Annotated in this window: 27 protein-coding genes; 11 read left to right on the top strand and 16 right to left on the bottom strand. The window is 64.7% G+C overall.

The window, feature by feature from the left end; translation table 11 throughout:
* Positions 1 to 11: 11 nt before the first annotated feature.
* The 4 genes from QFZ88_RS09965 to QFZ88_RS09950 all read right to left on the bottom strand — a co-directional run bounded on the left by QFZ88_RS09965 (position 12) and on the right by QFZ88_RS09950 (position 4,241).
* On the bottom strand, positions 12 to 386 hold the full coding sequence (locus QFZ88_RS09965) for an MmcQ/YjbR family DNA-binding protein (RefSeq protein ID WP_024927200.1): 375 nt from the start codon (positions 384 to 386) through the stop codon (positions 12 to 14).
* Between the two features lie 8 nt (positions 387 to 394).
* A complete protein-coding gene (locus QFZ88_RS09960; protein WP_373426403.1) occupies positions 395 to 1,216 on the bottom strand; it encodes a GNAT family N-acetyltransferase in 822 nt (273 codons plus the stop codon).
* 218 nt (positions 1,217 to 1,434) lie between these two features.
* Positions 1,435 to 3,726 carry an ATP-binding protein gene (locus QFZ88_RS09955; protein ID WP_024927202.1) on the bottom strand — a complete coding sequence of 764 codons (2,292 nt, stop codon included), beginning with the start codon at positions 3,724 to 3,726 and terminating at the stop codon, positions 1,435 to 1,437.
* A gap of 101 nt (positions 3,727 to 3,827) precedes the next feature.
* Positions 3,828 to 4,241, bottom strand: coding sequence for a winged helix-turn-helix transcriptional regulator (locus QFZ88_RS09950; RefSeq protein WP_024927203.1), 414 nt, complete (start codon positions 4,239 to 4,241; stop codon positions 3,828 to 3,830).
* Positions 4,242 to 4,331: 90 nt separating this feature from the next.
* Here QFZ88_RS09950 and QFZ88_RS09945 point away from each other — a divergent pair, with 90 nt between their 5' ends.
* Positions 4,332 to 5,219, top strand: a complete 888-nt coding sequence (locus QFZ88_RS09945) for an NmrA/HSCARG family protein (RefSeq protein WP_024927204.1) — start codon at positions 4,332 to 4,334, stop codon at positions 5,217 to 5,219.
* Between the two features lie 18 nt (positions 5,220 to 5,237).
* Here QFZ88_RS09945 and QFZ88_RS09940 read toward each other — a convergent pair whose 3' ends face one another.
* The 4 genes from QFZ88_RS09940 to QFZ88_RS09925 are packed head-to-tail and all read right to left on the bottom strand — an operon-like array spanning position 5,238 to position 8,544.
* The gene (locus QFZ88_RS09940; RefSeq protein ID WP_024927205.1) at positions 5,238 to 6,227 is read right to left on the bottom strand and encodes an MDR family oxidoreductase; all 990 of its coding nucleotides are present in this window, start codon (positions 6,225 to 6,227) and stop codon (positions 5,238 to 5,240) included.
* Between the two features lie 54 nt (positions 6,228 to 6,281).
* The gene (gene lspA / locus QFZ88_RS09935) at positions 6,282 to 6,764 is read right to left on the bottom strand and encodes a signal peptidase II (protein WP_024927206.1); all 483 of its coding nucleotides are present in this window, start codon (positions 6,762 to 6,764) and stop codon (positions 6,282 to 6,284) included.
* A complete protein-coding gene (locus QFZ88_RS09930; RefSeq protein ID WP_024927306.1) occupies positions 6,761 to 7,609 on the bottom strand; it encodes a TrmH family RNA methyltransferase in 849 nt (282 codons plus the stop codon). Before QFZ88_RS09930 ends, lspA begins: the two co-directional genes overlap by 4 nt.
* Positions 7,606 to 8,544 carry a class I SAM-dependent rRNA methyltransferase gene (locus tag QFZ88_RS09925; protein WP_051504920.1) on the bottom strand — a complete coding sequence of 313 codons (939 nt, stop codon included), beginning with the start codon at positions 8,542 to 8,544 and terminating at the stop codon, positions 7,606 to 7,608. Before QFZ88_RS09925 ends, QFZ88_RS09930 begins: the two co-directional genes overlap by 4 nt.
* Before the next feature lie 873 nt (positions 8,545 to 9,417).
* On the opposite strand from QFZ88_RS09925, the gene QFZ88_RS09920 reads away from it, so the two are divergent.
* The 3 genes from QFZ88_RS09920 to QFZ88_RS09910 all read left to right on the top strand — a co-directional run bounded on the left by QFZ88_RS09920 (position 9,418) and on the right by QFZ88_RS09910 (position 11,001).
* Entirely contained in the window at positions 9,418 to 10,107 is a 690-nt protein-coding gene (locus QFZ88_RS09920) for a helix-turn-helix transcriptional regulator (RefSeq protein ID WP_024927249.1), read from the top strand.
* A gap of 67 nt (positions 10,108 to 10,174) precedes the next feature.
* Positions 10,175 to 10,561 carry a VOC family protein gene (locus tag QFZ88_RS09915; protein ID WP_024923973.1) on the top strand — a complete coding sequence of 129 codons (387 nt, stop codon included), beginning with the start codon at positions 10,175 to 10,177 and terminating at the stop codon, positions 10,559 to 10,561.
* Positions 10,558 to 11,001, top strand: coding sequence for an EVE domain-containing protein (locus QFZ88_RS09910; RefSeq protein ID WP_024923972.1), 444 nt, complete (start codon positions 10,558 to 10,560; stop codon positions 10,999 to 11,001). Before QFZ88_RS09915 ends, QFZ88_RS09910 begins: the two co-directional genes overlap by 4 nt.
* Before the next feature lie 78 nt (positions 11,002 to 11,079).
* Here the strand turns inward: QFZ88_RS09910 and QFZ88_RS09905 are convergent, their stop codons facing one another.
* From QFZ88_RS09905 to sppA, 5 genes are all read right to left on the bottom strand, one after another.
* Positions 11,080 to 11,325 carry a DUF982 domain-containing protein gene (locus QFZ88_RS09905; protein ID WP_024923971.1) on the bottom strand — a complete coding sequence of 82 codons (246 nt, stop codon included), beginning with the start codon at positions 11,323 to 11,325 and terminating at the stop codon, positions 11,080 to 11,082.
* A gap of 239 nt (positions 11,326 to 11,564) precedes the next feature.
* Entirely contained in the window at positions 11,565 to 12,530 is a 966-nt protein-coding gene (locus QFZ88_RS09900) for an ornithine cyclodeaminase family protein (RefSeq protein WP_024923970.1), read from the bottom strand.
* A gap of 27 nt (positions 12,531 to 12,557) precedes the next feature.
* A complete protein-coding gene (locus tag QFZ88_RS09895; protein ID WP_024923969.1) occupies positions 12,558 to 12,905 on the bottom strand; it encodes a LapA family protein in 348 nt (115 codons plus the stop codon).
* 51 nt (positions 12,906 to 12,956) lie between these two features.
* Positions 12,957 to 13,241 (bottom strand): integration host factor subunit beta, encoded by a 285-nt coding sequence (locus tag QFZ88_RS09890; protein WP_024923968.1) that lies wholly within the window; start codon positions 13,239 to 13,241, stop codon positions 12,957 to 12,959.
* An 81-nt stretch (positions 13,242 to 13,322) separates the two neighbouring features.
* Entirely contained in the window at positions 13,323 to 14,279 is a 957-nt protein-coding gene (gene sppA, locus QFZ88_RS09885) for a signal peptide peptidase SppA (RefSeq protein ID WP_024923967.1), read from the bottom strand.
* A gap of 346 nt (positions 14,280 to 14,625) precedes the next feature.
* On the opposite strand from sppA, the gene lptC reads away from it, so the two are divergent.
* The 6 genes from lptC to ptsN all read left to right on the top strand — a co-directional run bounded on the left by lptC (position 14,626) and on the right by ptsN (position 19,845).
* Positions 14,626 to 15,363 carry an LPS export ABC transporter periplasmic protein LptC gene (lptC, locus tag QFZ88_RS09880; RefSeq protein WP_024923966.1) on the top strand — a complete coding sequence of 246 codons (738 nt, stop codon included), beginning with the start codon at positions 14,626 to 14,628 and terminating at the stop codon, positions 15,361 to 15,363.
* A complete protein-coding gene (locus QFZ88_RS09875; RefSeq protein WP_024923965.1) occupies positions 15,350 to 15,967 on the top strand; it encodes an LptA/OstA family protein in 618 nt (205 codons plus the stop codon). The genes lptC and QFZ88_RS09875 overlap by 14 nt, the downstream gene beginning before the upstream one ends.
* Positions 15,968 to 15,978: 11 nt before the next feature.
* Positions 15,979 to 16,773 carry an LPS export ABC transporter ATP-binding protein gene (lptB, locus tag QFZ88_RS09870; protein ID WP_036255080.1) on the top strand — a complete coding sequence of 265 codons (795 nt, stop codon included), beginning with the start codon at positions 15,979 to 15,981 and terminating at the stop codon, positions 16,771 to 16,773.
* Positions 16,774 to 16,948: 175 nt separating this feature from the next.
* Positions 16,949 to 18,472 (top strand): RNA polymerase factor sigma-54, encoded by a 1,524-nt coding sequence (rpoN, locus tag QFZ88_RS09865; RefSeq protein WP_024923963.1) that lies wholly within the window; start codon positions 16,949 to 16,951, stop codon positions 18,470 to 18,472.
* 264 nt (positions 18,473 to 18,736) lie between these two features.
* Positions 18,737 to 19,321 (top strand): ribosome hibernation-promoting factor, HPF/YfiA family, encoded by a 585-nt coding sequence (hpf, locus tag QFZ88_RS09860; RefSeq protein WP_024923962.1) that lies wholly within the window; start codon positions 18,737 to 18,739, stop codon positions 19,319 to 19,321.
* Between the two features lie 59 nt (positions 19,322 to 19,380).
* Positions 19,381 to 19,845, top strand: a complete 465-nt coding sequence (gene ptsN / locus QFZ88_RS09855; protein WP_024923961.1) for a PTS IIA-like nitrogen regulatory protein PtsN — start codon at positions 19,381 to 19,383, stop codon at positions 19,843 to 19,845.
* 70 nt (positions 19,846 to 19,915) lie between these two features.
* On the opposite strand, the gene QFZ88_RS09850 is transcribed toward ptsN, so the two are convergent.
* The gene (locus QFZ88_RS09850) at positions 19,916 to 20,173 is read right to left on the bottom strand and encodes a DUF1150 family protein (protein WP_024923960.1); all 258 of its coding nucleotides are present in this window, start codon (positions 20,171 to 20,173) and stop codon (positions 19,916 to 19,918) included.
* Between the two features lie 63 nt (positions 20,174 to 20,236).
* Positions 20,237 to 20,662, bottom strand: coding sequence for an Hsp20 family protein (locus QFZ88_RS09845; RefSeq protein WP_024923959.1), 426 nt, complete (start codon positions 20,660 to 20,662; stop codon positions 20,237 to 20,239).
* Between the two features lie 130 nt (positions 20,663 to 20,792).
* On the opposite strand from QFZ88_RS09845, the gene QFZ88_RS09840 reads away from it, so the two are divergent.
* The gene (locus tag QFZ88_RS09840; protein WP_024923958.1) at positions 20,793 to 21,734 is read left to right on the top strand and encodes a nucleoside hydrolase; all 942 of its coding nucleotides are present in this window, start codon (positions 20,793 to 20,795) and stop codon (positions 21,732 to 21,734) included.
* Between the two features lie 157 nt (positions 21,735 to 21,891).
* Here the strand turns inward: QFZ88_RS09840 and QFZ88_RS09835 are convergent, their stop codons facing one another.
* On the bottom strand, positions 21,892 to 22,506 hold the full coding sequence (locus QFZ88_RS09835; RefSeq protein ID WP_024923957.1) for a LysE family translocator: 615 nt from the start codon (positions 22,504 to 22,506) through the stop codon (positions 21,892 to 21,894).
* Positions 22,507 to 22,544 lie beyond the last annotated feature (38 nt).

Here is a 22,544-nt window from a genome sequence, read left to right as displayed (position 1 = left end):
ATGCCGGCTGATCAGGGCGCTTCCGATGTCTTTTCCCGCCCGGCCAGCCAGGCCTTGGCCTGCGTCTTCGTTGCCCGGCTCAGCCAGCTGCGCTCGAGGCGATGGCGCAGCTCGTCGTCGGAGATGACATCCATGCGCATCAGCAGCGCCGGCCAGCCCTTGTAGTGGTCGGTCTCGAAATAGAGGTCGGGTGCCGCTTCCAGCAACATCTGCTTCTCGTCGAGCGGGCACATCAGCACCGCCGTTTGCCCGTCCTTGACGCGGGTGAGCAGCTTCTTGCCGGCCTTCAGCGCCGGCGTGCCGTAGGAGGTGGTCTCGACGATATCGGGCAGGCCGCGCGCGGCATCTTTCAATCGCTGGAAAACGGCAAGCAGGCCTGTTTCCATGGCTTTTGCTAGGCGGCGAAACGCTGCCCTTCGCCGCCGTAATAATTCACGTAGCGGGCGCCGATTTCGCGGACGGGCAGCACGATGAAGATGTCGACGGTCTTGAAGTCGTGGTCGATGACGCAGCCGTCGCCGATGCGGGCGCCGACCCTGAGATAACCCTTGACCAGCGGCGGCATGGCCGCGATCGCCGCCTTGGCGCTGACCGCCTCGATCGGCATCAGGTCCATCGAGCAATAGCGGCCGGCATTGGCGCTGATGTCCCAGGCCGGGGTGGTGCGGCAGTGATGCGCCAGATAGGTCAGCGCCTCGGCATGCGCCGCCGGCACGGTGCCGTGGAAGGAGGCGCAGCCGGTCAGAACGCCGATGTCGTAATGGGTGAAATAGGCCCACAGGCCCTGCCACAGCGCCTCGATGGTGCGCTTGGAGCGGTATTCAGGCAGAACGCAGGAGCGGCCGAGTTCCAGGAAACGCTGGCCGGGATGCCTGGCGATCAGCCGCCTGAGCTCGAATTCGTCCTCGGAATAGAAACCGCCGGCGCGCACCGCCGTCTCCTGGCGCAGCAGCCGGTAGGTGCCGACGATGCGGCGATGGTCGGGACCGGGAAGGGTGTTGTCGAACACGAGCAGATGGTCGCAGACCGGATCGAAACGGTCGGCGTCGCGGCGTTCCAAAGACTGCAGGCGGCTCTTGCGAGCGCCAAGCTCGTCATAGAAAACGCGGTAGCGGATTTCCTGCGCGGCGGCGATTTCGGCTTCGTCGCGGGCCAGCCTGACTTCGAGGCTGCCGATCTTGCCCAGGGTGCCGGTGATCGATTCGATCGTCCTCATCCTCTGGATAGCGGTGCCCCCGGTGTTTCCCTGCATCTCACCTTGCGGCATCGCTGTATGCACGAGTGATTCTCCTTCGAGCCATCCCTCTTGGCGTCGGGATACGATGTAGGTGCTACAGGATTGTGACAGTACCGTGATACATAGTGAGGAGCAAGGGGAAGAGCGCAGCTCATCACCTGCCTAGCCGGCTTACCTAGGGGCAGAACAGGCCGCAATCACGCGGCAATCTGGCTTTCCACCGCGTGTACCAAAGCCTGTGGATCGAGCGGTTTGGTGACGAAACCGGAGGCGCCGTGGGCAAGAACGGCGTGTCGGGTTTTTTCCTGGCTGTCGGCCGACAGCACCATGATCGGCACCGGCGCGACGCCGGTGGCTTCCTCGTGGCGGCGAATCGCGGCGATGGCGTCCATGCCGTCCATCAGCGGCATGTGCAGGTCCATCAGCACCACGTCGTAACGCCTGGCGGCGCTTTCGGTGGCAATGGCGTCGACCGCGGCCTTGCCGTTGTTGACGATATCGACCCGATGGCCGGCCTTCTGCAAGCTGGCGCGGGCGAGCATGGCATTGATGTCGTTGTCCTCGGCGATCAGCACCGACAGGCTGCCATTGCCGTGCGTGCGTGCGAGCGCCTGCGGTGTCTTGTCCGGGCCGGGCAGAGGCCCGCCGACCGCGGCCTTGCCGGCCAGCAGCACGCGCAGCAGGGTTTCGCCGCGCACCGGCCGCGCCAGGAAGGTGGCATAGCCGGCGGCGCGGAACTCGACCAGGGCGCCGCGGTCGGACGGCGCGATCAGCGTCACCGCCTCGCAGGCCATGAAGCCGGTCTGGCGCAGGCGTTTCAAGACGCGGCAGTCGCTGTCTTCCAGCCGGGCGTCGACGAGCAGCAGGTTGCAGAAGCCGGCGAAGGGCAGCGCCTGAGCGGCATTGGCGACGATTTCGGCGTGGCCGCCATGGGCGCGGATGGTGCGGGCGATGGCCTCGGCCTCGACTGTATTTTCCGAAACGATGACGGCGTGACGCTCCGCCAGGGCGTTCGTCCTGTCTTCCGGCGGCTCGATCGCGGCCCGCGCCGGCAGTTCGAAGATGAATTCCGAGCCCTCGCCGGGGGCGCTCGAGACCGTGATCGTGCCGTTCATCGCCGCCACCAGCCGCCTGGAGATGGCAAGCCCCAGCCCGGCGCCGCCGTGCTTGCGCGTCGACGTGCCGTCGGCCTGCTCGAAATCCTCGAAGATGCGGTCCATGTCGGCTTCGCTGAGGCCGGGACCGGTGTCGGTGATCGAGAAGCGTACGCGGTCGCCGTCGTCGCCGCGGCGGCGCGAAACGCTGACCAGCACGCCGCCCGCTTCGGTGAATTTAACGGCATTGCCGATGAGGTTGAGCAGCACCTGCCGCACCCGTCCGGGGTCGGCGGTGATGATCTGCGGCACGTCCGGTTCGACATGGCAGGCAAGGCCAATGCCCTTGCCGAAGGCGCGGGCGGCCAGGAGTTCGACGACATTGTCGGCGATCTCGCGCGGCGACATCGGCTGCGGTTCGGGCGCGAAACGGCCGGCCTCGATCTTGGAATAGTCGAGCAGGTCCTCGATCAGCGCCAGCAGCGCGCTGGCCGAGGTGGAGACGGCACCGACATAGGTGCGCTGCTCGGGCGTCAGCCTGGTGTCGGCGAGCAGCTTGGCCATGCCCATGATGCCGTTCATCGGCGTGCGGATCTCGTGGCTGACGGTGGCGAGAAAGCGCGATTTCGCCTGGCTGGCATATTCGGCGCGCTCGCGGGCGTTGATCAGCGAGGATTCGGCCTGCTTGCGGGCGGTGATGTCGCGCGCGATTGCCCGGTGCGAGACCTCGGCGCTGTCCTTGTCGCGCATCGACAGTTCGATCCACGAGAACCAGCGCGGCCCATTAGGCGTGCGGATGGCGACGTCGGTCGAGCTCAGGCAGTCGCGGTCGGAAAAGGCGGCGTCGGGCACGACGCCGATGTCGATGCCGAGTTCGGCCAGCGTCATGCCGGCCAGATCGAAGCGGTCGTGACCGACCAGTTCGGCAAAGACCCGGTTGGCGTAGACGATGCGGCCGTCGCGGTCGCGATGGACGACGAGGTCGCCGAGAGCATCGATCAGGCCGCGAAAGCGCTCTTCGCTTTCCTGCATCTCCCACATGCGGTCGGCCATGATCTCGATTTCGGCGCGGCTGCGGGCCGCGTTGTCGTCGAGGATGGAGGCGATGTTCTGCTCCTTGCGCTGCGTGCGCATGAACAGGGCAAGTCCGGCGAGGCCCGTCGCCAGCATGCCAAGGGCGATGAAGGGCGGCGCGCCGGTCAGTTCGGACAGGCCGGCAAGGACGACGAGCATGACGATGATGGCGAAGGGCAGGCCTTCGTGCAGCGTCCTGTCCGGAAGTTTCGGCGCCAATGGCGGGGTTTGCGCCAGCACACGGCGCGCGGCGGCAGGTTCGGCGGCCTCGTCGGCGCGCTTCTCCACCACCCGTCTTGCAGCAGTCTTGTCCCCGATCATGCAGCTATCTTAGCCACAGATAAATTATGGAAGGCTGCGCCGGACTGTTCGAATTTTAGCAATCGCGCGGATTTTTGGGCTGGCGCCCGGCAAGCGCGAAATTACTGCCCGGCATCGTCGTAAAGGCGTCGGCTTTGCTCGATGCGGGGCAAGTTGTCCCTGATCCAAAAGTTCAGGCCCTCGAGGGCGGACAATACGCCGATACCCATCTCGGTCAGCTCATATTCCACGCGCGGCGGCACCTCGGGAAAATAGTGGCGCAGCACAAGGCCATCCCGTTCCAGATTGCGCAGCGTAAGCGTCAGCATGCGCTGGGTAATTCCGTCGACTTCGCCCTTGAGCGCTGAGAAGCGGAGCCTGCTCCCAGGCGCGAGCGAGAGGCGCCAGATGACCTGGACAGTCCATTTGTCGCCGAGCCGCGTGCAGATTCCATTCGACGGATACGGCTTGAAGTGGCGTTCACTCTCCGCAACCCCGTCGGACCTGCCCTGGATCGGTTTGTCCAAGCGTATCATCCTTGTGCCCTAGGCTGGAAAATGTGCCGTCTTCCAGCAGCGTTCCCGCAGTATATATGGATAGCCCTTGTTCAACACGAGGGTTCCCGAATGACGAATGGCAAGCTTCCAATCCTGGTGTTCGGCGCAACGGGCCGGCAGGGAGGGTCGGTCGTCGAGGCCCTGTTGCGGGCACGATGGCCTGTTCGGGCGTTTGTGCGGGACGCAGGAGCGCCAAAGTCGATGGCGCTTCATGATGCCGGTGTCGAACTCGTGCAGGGATCGTTCGATGACACCGCAGCGATCCGTGCCGCGATGAGGGGCACCTATGGCGTCTTCAGCGTGTTGCCGGGCAATCTGGTGGAGGAAGGAGAGGTGCGCGCCGGAAGCGCGATCGCGGACTTGGCAGTCGAGAGCGGCGTTGCGCACTTTGTCTATTCCTCGGGCGCCAGCGCGGGCGAGAAGCTGACGGGTGTGGCGCGTTTCGACGCCAAACCGCGCATCGAGGCGCATATCCGCGGCCTGCCGATCACCGCAACCATCATCAGGCCCATGATCTTCATGGAGATGCTGGTGAGACCCGGGTTCGGGCTGGACGAGGGGCGCTACACATTTTTCCTCAGACCGGACCAATCGATGCAGCTCATCGCCGTGGAAGACATCGGCAAGTTCGTGGCCGCTGTTTTCGCCGACAAGACGCGGTTCGGCGGCAAGACACTAAAGATCGCGGGCGACAGCATTACCGGCAATGATCTGGAGGCCATCTTTACGCAAGCCGCGGGCCGACCGATCGCCTATGGGCGCTTTTCCGAAGAGGTTCTCTCAGCCAATCCAGATCTTGGGCACATGGCCGCGGGCCTGGACGCGGGGCCGCTTGCGGATCACGTCGACCTGAACGTCATGCGTGCGATCAACCCGGAAGTTCTCTCGTTCCGGTCCTGGTTTTCCGGGAGCGGACGCAAGACCTTTGACGAAATCCTCAGGCAGGCAGCAGGCTGAACCGGTCCAACGGACGCGCTACATATCCACCACGACACGCCCGCGAATCTTGCCGTCGACGATGTCGGTGGCGGCGGCGACGATGCCGTCGAAGCCGATGGTGGTGGACAGCGCCTTGAGCTTGGCCAGGTCCAGGTCGCGGCCGATGCGTTGCCACGCCTGCCGGCGGATTTCGCGGGGCGCCATGACGGAATCGATGCCGAGCAGGGAGACGCCGCGCAGGATGAAGGGCGCGACCGACGAAGGCAGGTCCATGCCGCCGGCGAGGCCGCAGGCGGCGACCGCGCCGCCATAGGCGGTCATCGACAGGACATTGGCGAGCGTGGTGGAGCCGACGGCGTCGATGCCGCCCGCCCAGCGCTCCTTGGCGAGCGGCTTGACCGCTCCGGTCAGCTCGTCGCGGGCGATGATTTCGGCCGCGCCCAGCTCGCGGAGATAGGCTTCTTCCTGAGGGCGGCCGGTCGAGGCGACGACGTGGTAGCCGAGTTTGGAGAGGATCGCGACGGCAACGGAACCGACACCGCCGGCGGCACCCGTGACGATGACGGGACCGCGTTGCGGGGTAATGCCGTGGCGTTCCAGCGCCATCACCGAAAGCATCGCCGTGTAGCCGGCGGTCCCGACCGCCATCGCATCATGCGCCGACATGCCGTCCGGCAGCGGCACCAGCCACTCGCCCTTGACGCGGGCGCGCCCGGCATAGGCGCCGTAGTGGGTTTCGCCGACGCCCCAGCCGTTGAGGATGACATGATCGCCCTTGCGCCATTCGTCATGGTCGGAAGACAGCACCGTGCCGGCGAAGTCGATGCCGGGCACCAGCGGCCAGCGGCGCACCACGGGCGCCTTGCCGGTGATCGCCAGCCCGTCCTTGTAGTTCACCGTGGTCGCCTCGACCGCGACGGTGACGTCACCGTCCATCAGGTCGGTCTCGGTCATTTCGGTCACCGCGACGGACTGCTTCTTGTCGTCGTCGCGCGAGATCAGGATGGCTTTGAAAGTGTCCGGCACTGGCTTCTCCCCGATCGCGGAACGAGGGGCAGGCTACTTCGAAATCGACCCCGGTCAATCGTCCGAAGGTCGCGGTTGCCTGCGCCAGGTGATGAATTCGTCGAGCACGACGGCGGCGGCGCCGACCGAGATAAAGACATCGGCCAGGTTGAAAACGGCGAAGGACCAGACCGGCGTGTGGAACAGGATGTAGTCGATGACGTGACCGTAGACGGTGCGGTCGATGACATTGCCCAGCGCGCCGCCGACGATGAAAGCGAAGCCGATGCGGGCGAGAACCTGGTTCGGCGGGGTCTTCACCGCCAGATAGAGCACGAAGGCGACGACGGCCGCCGCCACCGCGATCAGGCCGGTGTCGCTCAAGGACGAGAACATCGAAAAGGCGATGCCGGTGTTGTAGGTGCGAAACAGCGCCAGGAACGGCACCAGGTCGATCTTTTCCTGGAAGGGCAGGCCGGTTTCGACCAGCTGCTTGATCCATTGGTCGAGCGCGATGGCGACGATGGTCAGCACGGCATAAGGCGTCAGCGATTTCAGGACCTGTCCTCCAGCGTGAGCGCGCCGCGGCGGATCTCGAACAGCATCACGCCGGTGGCGACCGCCAGGTTGAGCGAATCGGCGCGGCCCGCCTGCGGGATGCGCAGCAGCCGGTCGCAGCTGGCGGCGAGATCGTCCGGCAGGCCCTGCTGCTCGTTGCCCATCAAAAGCAGCACCGGCTTGTTCGAGAAATCGACCGAGCGGTAGTCGACGGCGCCTTTGAGATGCGTGCCGGCGACGAGGCCCGGAAAGCCCTTGCGCCAAACGAGGAAGGCGTCGGGCGTCGTCTTGACGACCGGGACGGCGAACACCGAACCCATGGTGGCGCGCACGGTTTCGACCGCGAACGGGTCGGTGGTGTCGCCGATCAAGATGACACCCTTGGCGCCGACAGCATCGACGGTGCGCATCACGGTGCCGAGATTGCCGGGGTCGCGCACGCGGTCGAGCGCCACCCAGACATCGCCGTTCTTCGGGCGGACGTCCTTCAGGGGCAGGTATTTCTGCGAAAAGACGCCGACCACAGCCTGCGGATTGTCGCGGCGGGTGATGGCCGACAGCACTTTTTCCGAGACCTCGAGCACGTCACCGCTGGCCGCCACGGTGCGCGAAGCAACTTTCTCGACCGCCTGGTTGCCGAGCGCGGACTTGGCGAAGATCAGCGTCTTGATCGTCCAGCCGAGGTCCAGCGCGTCGATGACCAGCTTCAGGCCTTCGGCGATGAAGGCATTCTGCTGGTCGCGGAATTTCTTCAGCGCCAGCGCCTTGATGTCCTTGACCAGCGGGTTGGCCAGGCTCGTCACTTCCTTGACGCGGCCGGGTGCTCCGGTGCGGTGTTCGCTCATTTGGCCACCCAGCGCGAGAAGAGGGATGTCGAAAGCGCGCGTCCGGCCGATTGCTCGCGGATGATCAGTTCGCCCGATTCGATCGTGCCGCCCATGCCGGCAAAGGTGTCGCGCATCAGAGCGTGGATGGCGAAGAAGGAAGCGCGGATCGAATAGGCGGTGAGCACCACCGCCAAAGGCTTCGGCGTCAGGATGGAACGGCAGATGTCGGTCAGCGCCGGCAAATGCTCGAACAATTGCCAGACCTCGCCCTTCGGCCCGCGGCCATAGGCGGGAGGGTCGAACAGGATGATGTCGTAGCGGCTGCCGCGCCGTTCCTCGCGCTCGGCGAATTTCATCGCGTCCTCGACGATCCAGCGGATCGGCTTGTTGGCAAGGCCGGCCATCTCCTGGTTCTCGCGGGCCCAGCCGATGGCCTTCTTGGAGGCGTCGACATGGGTCACCTCGGCGCCGGCACGTGCCGCCACCAGCGAGGCAAGGCCGGTGTAGCCGAACAGGTTCAGCACCTTGACCGGGCGCCTGGCGCTCTCGATGAGAGCGGCCATGTGGTCCCAGTGCGAGGCCTGCTCGGGGAAGACGCCGACATGGCGGAAGGAGGTGAAGCGGCCGAGATAGTCGATGCCGTCATGCTTCATCGGCCAGGTTTCGCCGAGCGGCTGACCGGGGAAACGCCAGCGGCCCATGCCTTCCTCGTCGGTATCGCCAGTGAAGATGGCGTCGGCGTGGTTCCAGTCCTTCGCCGGCAACGCCGGCTGCCAGATCGCCTGACCCTCCGGGCGAACGATGCGGTAGGGGCCGTATTGCTCCAGCTTCTGGCCGTTGCCGCTGTCGAGCAGCGCGTAGTCGGCATTGGGGGCCACTTCGAGGATCAGCGGCAGTTTTTCCGCCGGCAAGGCGCCGGCGCGGCGTGTCAGCACGCGCGGCGCGGTTTCCACGTTGGGTTCGAGCTGCGGTTCGGCAGGGCGATGTTCGCCTTTGGGCTCGGGCGGCCTTGCCGTCCTGCGTTCCGGTGCCTTTGCCGGGCGGTTCTCGAAGCGCTCGGCCTTGGTCTCGGGCCGCTGTGTCCGCTTCTGCTCCGATCCCCGGCCGGCCTTGTCGGCCGGCTTGCCGTCGCGGCGCTTGTCCTGCGCGCGCGGCGTCGACGCGCCGCCTTGCTGGCGGCCCGATTTGTCCCGGCGTTTGTCGCGCGTGAATTTCAAAAAGGACGCTCCGCGTTTCGCGCTGCTTTTGGCATAGGGGCCGGGGCCGCGCAACATGGTGGACCGGTGCGGTTGGACGCACTTCATCATCGCCACGCTGCGGAAGACCGCCCTGGCCATTGTCAAAGAGTACTCCCGTTGCGGGAGGTGGGAAGCGGGGCGCCGGGTCGGTGCCTCTCTGTAATAGTACGTGGCGCCTTCCGGGCGCCCCGCCGGTGTTCTTGCCCCGGACCGACCTCGCCGCCATTCATGACGGCAGACTTCGGACCTCAAGCCGCCATTTGCGGCGGCCGGGTTTTTCCAGGGCCCGGACTTAGGGCTCGTCACCAGACACCGCCACCGTTAGCGCTGCCAGTCCGGCACCGACGTCCTCCCTGATACCCGGTGCGCACCAGGTTCCCGTTGAGGACGGCTTTCAGGCGCAATGATGCCGCAGGCCGAAAGGGTGTGAATTCGGATGCAGCGGATTTTTCGTGCGAGAACAGAACGGCTATTGAAAGAAAAGGATTATTTCTTTCGATCGTTCTTCCTGATCGCCGCTGGCATCCACATCGCTGTCATGTCGCCAGGCTTCCGCGCGACTGCCGTCCGGCATAATCTCCGGCCATCATGTCGCGCTCCGAACGCCTGCTCGATCTCGTCCAGACGCTGCGCCGCCACCGGCGGCCGGTGAGCGGGCAAACGCTTGCCTCCGAACTCGGCATATCGATCCGCACGCTCTATCGCGACATCGCCACGCTGCAGGGGCAGGGCGCACCGATCGAGGGCGAGGCGGGACTGGGTTACGCGCTGAAACCCGGCTTCATGCTGCCACCGCTGATGTTCACCGACGAGGAGATCGAGGCGATCGTGCTGGGTTCGCGCTGGGTGGCCAAGCAGCCCGACAACCGGCTGTCGAGGGCCGCAGCTGACGCGCTGGCCAAGATCGCCGCCGTATTGCCGGACGATCTGCGCGAGGATCTCGATGCGAGCACGCTTCTGGTCGGCCCGCGCGTCGAGGCAAGCGAAGGCATCGATCTGGGCGCCGTGCGCCAGGCGATCCGCGACGAGCGCAAACTTGCCATCCTCTACAACGACGCGGCCGGCGCCGGCAGCGAGCGCGTGGTGTGGCCGTTCGCACTAGGGTTCTTCGACAAGGTGCGGGTGATGGTGGCCTGGTGCGAGATGCGGCAGGGGTTCCGGCATTTCCGCACCGACCGCATCGCGCGGCTGGACATCACCGGTACGCGCTATCCGAGGCGTCGGCAGACCCTGCTCAAGGAATGGCGGGCGACGCTCGATGAGGCGCCGAGGCCCTGAATGGCTACTGCCAGAATCTGACAGCGGTGCTCGCTAAGGTCTCTCCATCGCAACACGGAGAGCCACCATGCAAAGCCCCAATTTCGTCATCCTCTATGTCGACCAGCCGCAGGCGAGCGGCGCCTTCTATCATGCCTTGTTCAATCGCCAGCCGGTGGAATCCTCGCCGACCTTCGTGTTGTTCGTGCTGGACAATGGCTTCAAGCTCGGCCTGTGGTCGCGCCACACGGCGGAACCCAAGGTCACGGCGATGGCCGGCGGCGGCGAGATCGTCTTCCAGCTCGACACGCCGGATGCCGTCGATGCCGCCCACGCCGACTGGGCAAAGCGCGGGCTCTCCATCCTGCAGACGCCGACCGATATGGATTTCGGCCGCACCTTCGTCGCGCTCGATCCCGACAAGCACAGGTTGCGCGTCTACTGGCTGAACGACGCGGAAGGCGGCCAGTCATGACCAGATTTTGGCTGGCGGTAGCCTCGGCGCAGCATGTGCGCCGGGGCCGGACGGAAGGTTTCATGCAGGTGAACCACGGCAAGGCGGCACCGCTGCGCCGCATCAGGCCGGGCGATGGCATCGTGTATTACTCGCCGAGCACGGTTCTCGGCGAGAAGGACGGCCTGCGCACCTTCACCGCCATCGGCATCGTGCGCGACGGTGTGCCCTATCAGGGCGTCATGGCTGGCGGTTTCGAGCCGTTCCGCCGCGATGTCGCCTGGTCGGTGGCGGGCGAGGCGCCGATCGCGCCGCTGCTCGGCCGGCTGGAGTTGAGCGCCGGCAAACCCAACTGGGGGTATCAACTCCGTTTCGGGCTGATCGAGCTCAGTGAGCACGATTACCGGCTGATCGGCGCGGCGATGGGCGTTGTCGCCGCCATAGCGGAACAGGCCGCCTGAACCCACCAGGCCCCGGCGGATCGGCGAGACAAGCTGCCGGGGCGTTTCCATATGCGGATGTTTTGCCTGCGCGGCGGACTATTCGATCAGGATGCGGGCTTCTCGCGCCGCCTCCACGAAGGTCTCGCGGGCGTCCTCGACGGTCGTCATGCCGTTGACGGCGGCCAGGCAGGCGCGTTTCGCATCAAGATGCTTGCGCGTGCCGGCGCCGGGCCAATGATTGGCGAGCAGGTCGTTGGCCTGCCGCGCGTTGGAAACGTGACGTATGTCGCCCAGCACGCCGACGGCCACCGGCACGACCTTGGAAAACCAGCCTTCGTTCATTTCTCCGGTCCTTGGCTGTTGATGCCGGCAACAAACGCGCCGGCTGGCAGCGGGTTTCCGGAAATCGAAGGCGATAACCGAAGAGTGATCGAGGATCAGGATTTCAGTGTCTGATCCAAAAGTCGCCATGCCGGGCTGCAAATGGCGCTTTCCTGCGCTTCGGTGCTCACGGACTTCAAGTACGCTCCGCTCCGATGCTCGAAAACCACCATTTTCGCTCCGGCCTGACAATTTTTGATTCAGACACTCAAGGCTTTGTAGACGGCGATGCCGGCGGCGAGGTCTTCCAGCGCGGCGCCCACCGACTTGAACAGCGTGATTTCGTCGGCGCTTTGGCGGCCCTTCTTCTGGCCGCGCGCCAGTTCGTGCAGGTCGGCGACGATGGCGTCGGCCTTGAGCACGCCGGAAGCGAGCGGCTGGACGATGTCACCGGCTTCCTTGGTGGCGCCGGCGCGTGTGTCGACATAGACGCGGGCGCGGGTGATGGCGGCATCGTCGGCCTCGCGCATGGTCGGCGTGAAGCCGCCGACGAGGTCGACATGGGCGCCGGTTTTCAGTTGCGCGCCCCTGACCAGTGGTTCGTTGGAAATGGTGGCGGAGGAGACGATGTCGGCCTCGGCCATTTCGGCACCCAGATCACCGGCCGCCTCGGCCGGCAGGCCTTCGGCGCGAAGTGCGGCTGCAACCTTCTCGGCGTTGGCCGGCGTGCGGTTCCAGATGCGGATCGATTTGATGGGGCGCACCGCCGAATGCGCCTTAACCAGGAAGGGCGACAGCGCGCCGGCGCCGATCACCAAGAGGCGCGAGGCGTCTTCGCGGGCAAGATAAGAGGCGGCGAGCGCCGAGGCGCAGGCGGTGCGCCACTGCGTCAGGCGCTGACCGTCGATCAGCGCCTGCGGCTCGCCGGTCTTGCCGTCGAGCAGCAGATAGAGCCCCATCACCGCCGGCTTGGCGATGGCGTTGTTGTCAGGCGAGACGGTGACGATCTTGACGCCGATATGGCCGTCCTTCGAGGTGCCGGCCGCATTGAGGTCGGTCCAGGCCGGCATCAAAAGAAGGGTAGAGGCGGCGCCGTCCGGCCGCTCGACCGTATGGTGATGACGCACCGGCTGCACGGCGCCGTCGCGGAAGGCGGTGCGCAGCGTCTCGACCAGGCCGGAAAAGGTCAGCGCGCGATCGACCTCGGCGGCCGAGATGGTCAGCATGGAAAACTCCGTTATGTGATGCCCGGTTCAGGCGGTCGGCTTGGGCAGGTTGGGGGCCTGCGATGTCGCCTGCGATGGCGGCTGCTGCGTGCGGGCGATGGCCTGGCGCAGGTTCTCGGCTTCCGCGCCATGGCGCCTCGCCGCCTTGCGATAGCGGCCCTGCCGGATCCAGGTCGCCGCCGAACCGGCGACGATCCCGATGGCCAGGGCCAGGAACAGCATGACGAATAGCGGCAGCGTCAGCGTCAGCGCCGGATTGCCGGGATTGAACGGGTCCATCGTGAAGGCCACCAGCTCGCGGTTCGCCACGGCCAGCGCGATCAGCACGATGGCCAGCGGAACGAAAATGACAATGACCACGAAGCGGTTGAACATGGTGTTTCCCGTCGAAGGCTTGGTACGGCGCTGCCGGTGCGGTGCTGGCGGCTATTTGTCGCCGTTCAGCTTTTCGCGCAATTCCTTGCCGGTCTTGAAGAACGGCACCCACTTCTCCTCGACCTCCACCGATTCGCCGGTGCGCGGGTTCCTGCCGGTGCGGGCGGGCCGGTTCTTGACCGAGAAAGCGCCGAAGCCGCGCAACTCCACCCGGTTGCCTTCGGCGAGCGCGTCGGTGATTTCGTCGAACACTGCGCCGACGATATTTTCCACGTCGCGCAGGAAGAGATGCGGATTGCGCGTTGCGATGATTTGGACGAGTTCGGACTTGATCATGCGGACGGTCCCCGTAAAGGCATGGCGGCCAATTTTATGCAGATGATTTTATTTGCTTTTTGACTTATGCCCCACGCCTATTCAAGGGTGCCAGACCGAAACGAGACCGTCAAGGAACAAGCGGTCGGCGCCGATCTCGCGCAGCACTTCGCCGCTCTCCTGCGGCAAGCCGAGCGCCATGCCGATTTGACGCATCAGCGCGCTGGAAAACAGGAAAGAGCCGGTGCGTTCGGTGTTTTTCCACTCCACCACCTTCAATTTCTGGTCGACACCCTTGGTGCCGAGCCATTTTACCGCCTCTTCCTCGCCGCCGAGCGCATCGACCAGCTTGTTGGCGACGGCCTGGCGACCGGTGAAAATCGAGCCGTCGGCGAGCGCCAGCGCCTGGTCGCGCGGCAGGTTGCGGCGTTCGGCGACGATGTCGACGAACCAGTTGTAGCTGTCCATGATCAGCTTGCGCACCATGGCGCGGGCTTCCTCGGTGGTCGGTTCGAAGGGCGAGGGCGACGCCTTCAGCGGCGAGGATTTCACTTCCTCGAGCTTGACGCCGATCTTGTCCATCAGTCCGGTGACGTCGGGATACTGGATCAGCACGCCGATCGAGCCGACGATCGAGGTCTGGTGCGCGACGATGTAGTCGGAGGCGCTGGCGATCATGTAGCCGGCGGAGGCGGCCAGCGTGCCGACTTCGGTGACCACCGGCTTTTCGGCGGCAAGCTTGCGCACGGCGTTGAAGATGGTCTCGCCGCCGACAGTGGTGCCACCGGGCGAATTGACCAGCAAGATCACGCCCTTGACGTTCGCAGCCTTGCGCACCGCCTCGATGCGGCGGAGCAACTCGTCGTTCTGGGTGATGGTACCTTCGATCCTGATCTTGGCGATCTGGTCGACGCGGGTGCCGCCGATGTCGTCGCCGAAGAACCACGCCGACAAGGCGGCAAGGCCGACCAGCAACACGGCAAGGGCGGCGATGCGCCAGAAGGTCAGTTTGCGCCGCAGGCGGCGGCGGTCGATCAGGTCGTCGGCTCTCAGGGTCATGTCAGCCTCACTCTTGGGCGCAGGCTGACGCTTTTAATGCAAGGGCCAGTCGAGGGCTACCGCTTTTGGCGCGATCGAGACGATGGCTTGAAGTGTGAGAAGCAACGCATACGAGGCGCGGCGATCGGCGCAGGGTAGGACGCAACAACGCGTCGAATCGGGGCTGGAACGAAGGCATGGCGATGAAAATGACAAAGTGTTAGTCTTGGCGGGCACCCTGGCGATCTGTATGCGCTGCAGGGAACGTCATATTTTTTGCGATATTTCTTTGCATGCGCTTGCTTGGGCGCGGCCTCGCCCCAAATAAGGGCGACGGTTCGGCGGGCGAGAGGACCAGAAGGTACACATGTTGGCACGAACGACCGATCCGGAGGGCAAGGACGATACTGCTCTCTTGCCGGAGCACGACCCCTCGGGCCACGTCGCCATGGAGCCCGCGCGTGTCGAGGCTTTCGGCAACGCCCAGCGCCATTCGCGCCGCGTGCGCGTGCTCAAGCTGGCTCTGCCGATCCTGGCCGGCATCATTGCCGTGGCATTTCCCGTCTATTCCTATCTGGTGAAGCCGGCGCAGCCGCCGGTAAAAGCCGATGGCAGCGCGTTTTCCAACGGCAAGCTGGTGATGGCCAATCCCAAGCTGGACGGTTTCACCAAGGAGAACCTGCCTTATTCGATGACGGCGCTGCGGGCGATCCAGGACGTTGCCAAGGAGAGCATCATCGGCCTGGAAGGCATCGACGCCAAGCTGCCGCTCGATGCCAGCACCTCGGCCGTGGTCGGGGCGGCGAAGGGGGTCTACAACCGCGACGCCAACACGCTGCAGCTGGAAAAGGACATCACCGTGACCACCACCAGCGGAATGGTGGTGAAGTTGAAATCGGCCTTCCTTGACATGGCGAAAGGCAATATGAAGACGAACGACCCGGTCGATATCGTCACGCGCGGATCGCACATCATGTCCGACACCATGTCGGTGGAGAGCGGCGGCAAGGTGCTGGTTTTCGAAAAACGGGTGCGTGTCAACCTGGAGCCTGGCGTGCTGAAGACGACCAGCGACAAGAGCGGAGAGCCGAATGCGGCCCAATAAGATGACATGGCTCGCCGTGGCGGCGTTGCTGGCGGCCGCGCCGGCCTTTGCCCAGACCGCGCAGACCAATATGTCCGGCCTCAAGCTCTCCGGTGACAAGCCGATCCAGATCGAGAGCGACAAACTGGAAGTACGGCAGGAAGAAAACCTCGCCATTTTCACCGGCAATGTCAGCGTCGTGCAGGGGCCGACGCTGCTGAAGGCCGGCCTTCTCAAGGTCTACTACATCAAGGATGCCGCCGCCGGTAAGAATGGCGCCAAGAGCACGAGCACAAGCGCGTCCATGGCCGGTCCGGCACTCGGCGGTTCCACCAATATCGATCATCTTGAGGTCGACGGCACGGTCTATCTGAAGTCGGACGACCAGGTTGCCACCGGCGATCGCGGCACTTTCGACATGAAGAGCCAGGTGCTGGTGCTGACCGGCTCCAAGGTGGTGCTGACCCAGGGCGACAACATCCTCACCGGCTGCAAGCTGACGGTCCAGATGAAATCCGGCCTCGCCAATGTGGACGGTTGCGCCAAGAGCGGTTCCAGCGGTCGCGTCATGATGTCGATCAGCCCGGATTCGACGAAGAACCCGGATGCAGCGAAGAAACCTTGACTGACACAGTGATGCGGCTCTTCAAACAAACCGACGCGAAACCCGCGGCGCCGGCCATCGTCGGTGGCGAGAAGGTCAAGCTGAAGGGCACGCTGATGGCCCGCGGCCTGTCCAAGAGCTACAAGGGCCGCAAAGTGGTGAACGGGGTGTCGATCGGCGTGCGCGCCGGCGAGGCCGTTGGCCTGCTCGGTCCCAATGGCGCCGGCAAGACCACCTGCTTTTACATGGTGACCGGGCTGGTGCCGGTCGACGAAGGCACGATCGAGATCGATGGCTTCGACGTCACCTCCATGCCGATGTACCGCCGGGCGAGGCTCGGCATCGGTTATCTGCCGCAGGAAGCCTCGATCTTCCGGGGCCTGAATGTCGAGCAGAACATCCGCGCCGTGCTGGAAGTCGTGGAAAAGAGCCGCAAGACGCGCGAGCGCGAGCTCGATGCGCTGCTCGAGGAATTTCACATCACCCATCTGCGCAAGGCGCCTTCAATGGCCCTATCGGGCGGCGAGCGGCGCCGCCTCGAGATTGCCCGCGCGCTGGCCAGCCGTCCGGCCTACATGCTGCTGGACGAGCCTTTCGCGGGCATCGATCCGATCGCGGTGGCCGATATCCAGCAGCTGGTGCGCCATCTGACGGCGCGCGGCATCGGCGTTCTGATCACCGACCACAATGTGCGCGAAACGCTGGGCCTCATCGACCGCGCCTACATCATCCATGCCGGCGAGGTGTTGACCCACGGCAAGGCCGAGGAAATCGTCGCGAACCCCGATGTGCGGCGGCTCTATCTCGGCGAAGCCTTCACGCTCTGATCCTTTTCCAAGTCGATCGCGGTTGTCACGGTCTGTGCGCGATCGATTGCCGGCAGCCGCCTAATGTTCCGGCACTTTGACATTGCGAGGCCATCCGAGCCTTGACAAGCAAAAGCCGGGCCAGTTCATAGTCGGTCGGAAAAATTTCCTCGAAGCGAGGTCCAGACCCTCAATCATGGCGCTGGCGGTCAAACTACAGCTCAGACAGTCGCAGTCGCTGGTGATGACGCCGCAGCTGATGCAGTCGATCCGGCTGTTGCAGCTCACCCATGTCGAACTGGAACGCTTCATCGACGAGGAGATCGAGCGCAACCCGCTGATCGATCGTGTCGACCCGCAGCCGGACGCCGCGGCCGCTCCTTCGCCGCCGGAAGAAGGCGCGTCGAAACCGGCGGACGCCGATGAATGGTTCGAAGCGGAAACCGCCTGGAGCTCCGAGGCGATCTCCGACAAGCTCGACACGTCGCTGGAAAACCTTTTTCCCGACGATCCCGGCACCAGCGAGCGGGTCGGGCCCGACCTTTCCCAGCAATGGAAGTCGGCGCCGGGCAATGGCGGCGGTGTCTCCGACACGTTCGACATGGAGGACATGGCGGCAGCCGCGGTGACGTTGCGCGACCATGTCGGCGAACAGATCGCCTTCGCCTTCACCGATGCCGGCGAACGGCTGATCGCGGCGGAACTGGCCGACGGGCTGGACGAGGCGGGCTATCTGCGCGCCGAACTGGCAGAGATCGCCGAGCGCCTCGGCACCGACACGGAGTCGGTCGAAAAGGTTCTGGAGACCTGCCGCACTTTCGATCCCGCCGGCCTGTTCGCCCGCGACCTTGCCGAATGCCTGTCGCTGCAGCTGGCCACCCGCGACCGACTCGACCCGGCGATGAAGGCGCTGGTTGCCAATCTGGAGCTGTTGGCGCGTCGCGATTTCCAGACGCTGAAGCGGCTCTGCGGCGTGGACGAGGAGGACCTGCTCGACATGCTGGCCGAAATCCGTGCGCTCGACCCGAGGCCGGGCCTGGCCTTCTCCGGCGGGGCCAGCGACGCCATCGTCGCCGATGTCGAGGTGCGGCCCGCCGCCGATGGCAGCTGGGCGGTCGAACTCAATGCCGAGACCCTGCCGCGCGTGCTGGTCGACCAGATCTATTTCAGCCAGGTGTTCGGGCAGGCCAAGAACCAGGCGGAGAAGGATTTCCTCTCCGAGTGCCTGCAAAACGCCAATTGGCTGACCCGCAGCCTGGACCAGCGCGCCAAGACCATCCTCAAGGTGGCCTCCGAGATCGTGCGCCAGCAGGATGCGTTCCTCGTCCTTGGCGTGCGTCACCTGCGGCCGCTCAACCTCAAGACGGTGGCCGATGCCATCGGCATGCATGAATCGACGGTCAGCCGGGTGACCGCCAACAAATACATGCTGACCCCGCGCGGCGTGTTCGAACTGCGTTATTTTTTCACCGCTTCAATCGCGGCGGCCGACGGCGGGGCGGCACATTCTTCGGAAGCGGTGCGCGATCGCATCCGCCAGATGATCGAGGATGAGACGTCGCAGGATGTGCTCTCCGACGACACCATCGTCGATCTTCTGAAGGCGGACGGCGTCGACGTCGCCCGCCGCACGGTAGCCAAGTATCGGGAAGGAATGAACATTCCGTCGTCGGTGCAGCGGCGGCGCGAAAAACGCGCGCGCGCCGGCGCCGCGCGCTGAGAAGGCGCGGATTTCCACAGTTTTTCGTTTCGTTGACAAGCGCCGGGGAGTTGGCTAGAAGCCCGGCCGCATGAGACGGGCCGTGGCCCGGAAGTGGTTGGCCCGTCGCGAAGTTGACCTGGGGGCGGTCAAGGAACGGTCCATGACCAGCAACAAGGTTCGGTACAAAATCGGGCGCGAAGGGCGCCGCGAAGCTTGTTTGCGCGGACCACAGGTATAAACTCCAAACAGTGTGAAGCCTGGGCAGGAAAGGTCAATTATCAAATGACGCTGCGCATATCGGGGAAACACATGGACATCGGCGATGCGTTCCGTACGCGCATCACCGATCGTATCGGAGAGGCAATCGGAAAATATTTCGACCGCGGTTTCTCGGGACATGTGACGGTGGTGAAGGCAGGTTCGCGTTACACTGCCGATTGCATGATCCGGCTCGATTCCGGCGTGGCCCTGCAGGCTACCGGCGACGGGCAGGAACCGACCGCGGCCTTTGAAGCAGCCGCCGACCGGCTGGAGACCCGGCTGCGCCGCTACAAGCGCCGGCTGAAGTCGCACGCGTCGGGCGCCGCCAACGGCGATGCCACCGATATCGCCTATGCGGTGGTGGCGCCGCTGGCCGACGACGACGAGGAAATTCCGGAAAACTATGCTCCCGCCATCGTGGCGGAATCGACGCTGGCGCTGAAGACCATGTCGGTCGCCTCGGCGGTCATCGAACTGGACACCAAGGACACCCCTGTCTTCGTCTTCCGCAATGCCGGAAACGAGCAGCTTAATATCGTCTACCGCCGGCCGGACGGAAACATTGGCTGGATCGACCCCTCGACGACCAAGGTCGCGCAGGGATAACGACCACGGCCGCGCCGAGGCGCGGCCTGGGCGGCCGGACGAACAAGGGATTTTTCAGCATGGATCTGAGTGATCTGATCGACGTTTCGGCGATTATGCCGGCGTTGAAGGCGAACTCGAAGAAGCAGTTGTTGCAGCTGCTGGCAGAGCGCGCCGCCACGATTTCCGGCATTCCGGAGCGCGAGGTCTTCGACATCATCCTGCAGCGCGAGCGGCTGGGTTCCACCGGCGTCGGCAATGGCATCGCCATCCCGCACGGCAAGCTTGCGGGCGTGAAGCGGATCGCCGGCGTGTTCGCCAGGCTGGAGACACCCGTTGATTTTGAATCGCTGGACGATCAGCCGGTCGATCTGGTCTTCCTGCTGCTGGCGCCGGAAGGCGCTGGCGCCGACCACCTCAAGGCGCTGTCGCGCATCGCGCGCCTGCTGCGCGACGCCGACACCGTTGCCAAAATACGCGGCACGCGCGACGCCAACGCCATCCATGCGTTGCTTTCGCAGACGCCGGCGTCGCACGCGGCCTGATATCCGGGAAAATTAAAGCTTCCACGGGCCGCCTCTGGCGGCCCTTTTCATGTCCGTGGAGTTGCCGTCGTCAGTGGATGGCGACGGTGGTCAGATCGTTCTCCATCGCGCCGGCAAGCGCGCGGTCACGGGCGTCCGACAACAGGATCGGCTGACCGTTGGCACCGAACAGCGCCCACAGTTCCATGCCGGGCTGGATCTCCTCGAGGCCGGGGAAGCGGCCGCGCAGATCGTCACTCGACACTTTCCTGAGATAAGCGACCGAACCTTCGCCCAGATGGGCGAATTCGCCGTTGGTCATGGTCTGTCTTTCGAGAGTTCTAGGCATTTCGAGCCTCCTTTCAGCGAGGCGCCGGTCCACGGCCACCGCGCATGAGAGCCATCGGCAAAGTCAGTCTTTCACCGATATGTTTATTTTCCGTACCAGCCTTTCGGCTTCCGGCCGGTCGAGGTCGATCGACAGAAGGCCGTTCTTCAGCTCCGCCGCCAATACGCGCATCCCATCCGCCAGCACGAAACAACGCTGGAATTGACGGGCTGCGATACCCCGGTGGAGGTATTCGCGTTCCGTCTCGTCGGTCTGACGTCCTCTGACCACCAGCTGATTTTCCTCGGTGGTCACATCGAGGTCTTCTTCCGCGAAGCCGGCGACAGCCAGCGTGATGCGCAGCCTTTCGGACGCATCATCGGTGCCGCGAAGCCGTTCGATGTTGTAGGGCGGATAGCTGTCGCCGGATTTCGCCAGGCGTTCCAGCGTCTTTTCCATCGCATCGAAGCCCAGAAGAAGCGGGCTGGAAAAGGTCGTCATACGACTCATTACGTTTTGTCCTCCAAGAGCGACATGAACCGGAAAAACCCGACTGGCATTTCCCCGGTCTGTGTTGATATGGTCCGCCGCGCGGGCAAGTTCAAGCCATCAAAAAATACCCGCTAGCCAAGGACACAAAATGCCCGAAAAGCGCAAGATCATCATCGATACCGACCCCGGCCAGGACGATGCCGTCGCCATATTGCTGGCGCTGGGCAGCCCGGAACTGGATGTCGTCGGCATCACCGCGGTCGCCGGCAACGTGCCGCTGCGCCTCACCGAAAAGAATGCCCTCAAGATCTGCGAACTGGCCGGTCGCCCCGACATCAAGGTTTTCTCGGGCGCGATCCGGCCGCTGGTGCGGCCGCTGGTCACCGCTGAGCATGTGCATGGCAAGACCGGCCTCGACGGCCCGGACCTGCCGGAGCCGACCATGAAGCTGCAGGGCCAGCATGCCGTCGACTTCATCGTCGAGACGGTGATGCGCGAAGAGCCGGGCACCGTTACGCTTTGCCCGCTCGGTCCGCTGACCAACATCGCGCTGGCGCTGGTGCGCGAGCCGCGCATCGCCCCGCGCATCAAGGAAATCGTGCTGATGGGCGGTGGGTTCTTCGAGGGCGGCAACGTGACGCCGACCGCCGAGTTCAACATCTATGTCGACCCGCATGCCGCCGATGTGGTGTTCCGTTCGGGCGTGCCGATCGTGGTGATGCCGCTCGACGTCACCCACAAGGCGCTGACCACGGCCAAGCGTGTCGAGGCCTTCCGCAAGATGGGCACCAAGGTGGGCAATGCCACAGCTGCGCTGCTCGATTTCTTCGAACGCTTCGACGAGGAGAAATACGGCACCGACGGCGGCCCGCTGCACGACCCGTGCGTGATCGCCTATCTGCTCAAGCCGGCGCTGTTCAAGGGCCGCCATTGCAATGTGACGGTCGAAACCGGCTCGGAACTGACCATGGGCATGACGGTGATCGACTGGTGGGGCGTCACCGACCGGCCGAAGAACGCGACGGTCATGCGCGACATCGACGCCGACGGTTTCTTCGCGCTGTTGACGGAGAGGCTGGGCCGGCTTTGAGCATTCCTTCTCCCCGTTTACGGGGAGAAGGTGCCGGCAGGCGGATGAGGGGCGGTACCCACACTCATCGTGATTGCGAATAAGGCTGGCGCTGCCCCTCACCCGGCCCTTCGGGCCACCCTCTCCCCGCAAGCGGGGAGAGGGGAAGCACGCGTCATTACCTTGCCCGCGTGAAGGCCAGCCACAGGCCGCCGCCGACGAGGAAGCCGCCGCTGATGCGGGAGAGCAGCTTGATGCGGTGCGCCGAGAGCAGGCGTCCCGCGCGGCCGGCGGCCAGCGCATAACAGCTGTCCGATACGGCGGCGAAGGCGAGCGCGGTCAGGCCCATCACCGTCATCTGCAGGGCGAAATGCCCGCTCGGATCGATGAACTGCGGGAAGAAGGCGCCGAAGAAGACCAGCGTCTTGGGATTGGAGACCGCGACCAGCACGCCCTGCAGCACGAAGCCGCCGCGCGGTTTGCGGGCCGAACCGTCCGGGTTCAGGCTGCCCTTGTTGCGGAACATCTGGATGCCCATCCAGATCAGGTAGGCGGCGCCGATGAGGCGCACCCATTCGAACCAGTGGCCCATGCCGGCGATCAGCGAGGTGAGCCCGATGGCGACGACGCCGATGGTGATGGCCAGTCCGATCTGGGTGCCCAGCACATTGGCGAGCCCGGCGCGGGTGCCATGGCGGATCGAGTTGGCGATAATCAGCGTCACCGTCGGTCCCGGCACCAGAACGATGACGATGCAGGCCACGACATAGGCGGCGTAGAGCGTAAGCGACATAGTTGACCTCCCGGTTCGAATGCCGGCCTTGGCCGGCG

This window comes from Mesorhizobium sp. YL-MeA3-2017, from assembly GCF_030814575.1.
Taxonomy (GTDB): domain Bacteria; phylum Pseudomonadota; class Alphaproteobacteria; order Rhizobiales; family Rhizobiaceae; genus Mesorhizobium; species Mesorhizobium terrae.
Note: the sequence above shows the minus strand (reverse complement) of the source record. Positions and strands in the feature narration are given on the sequence as shown.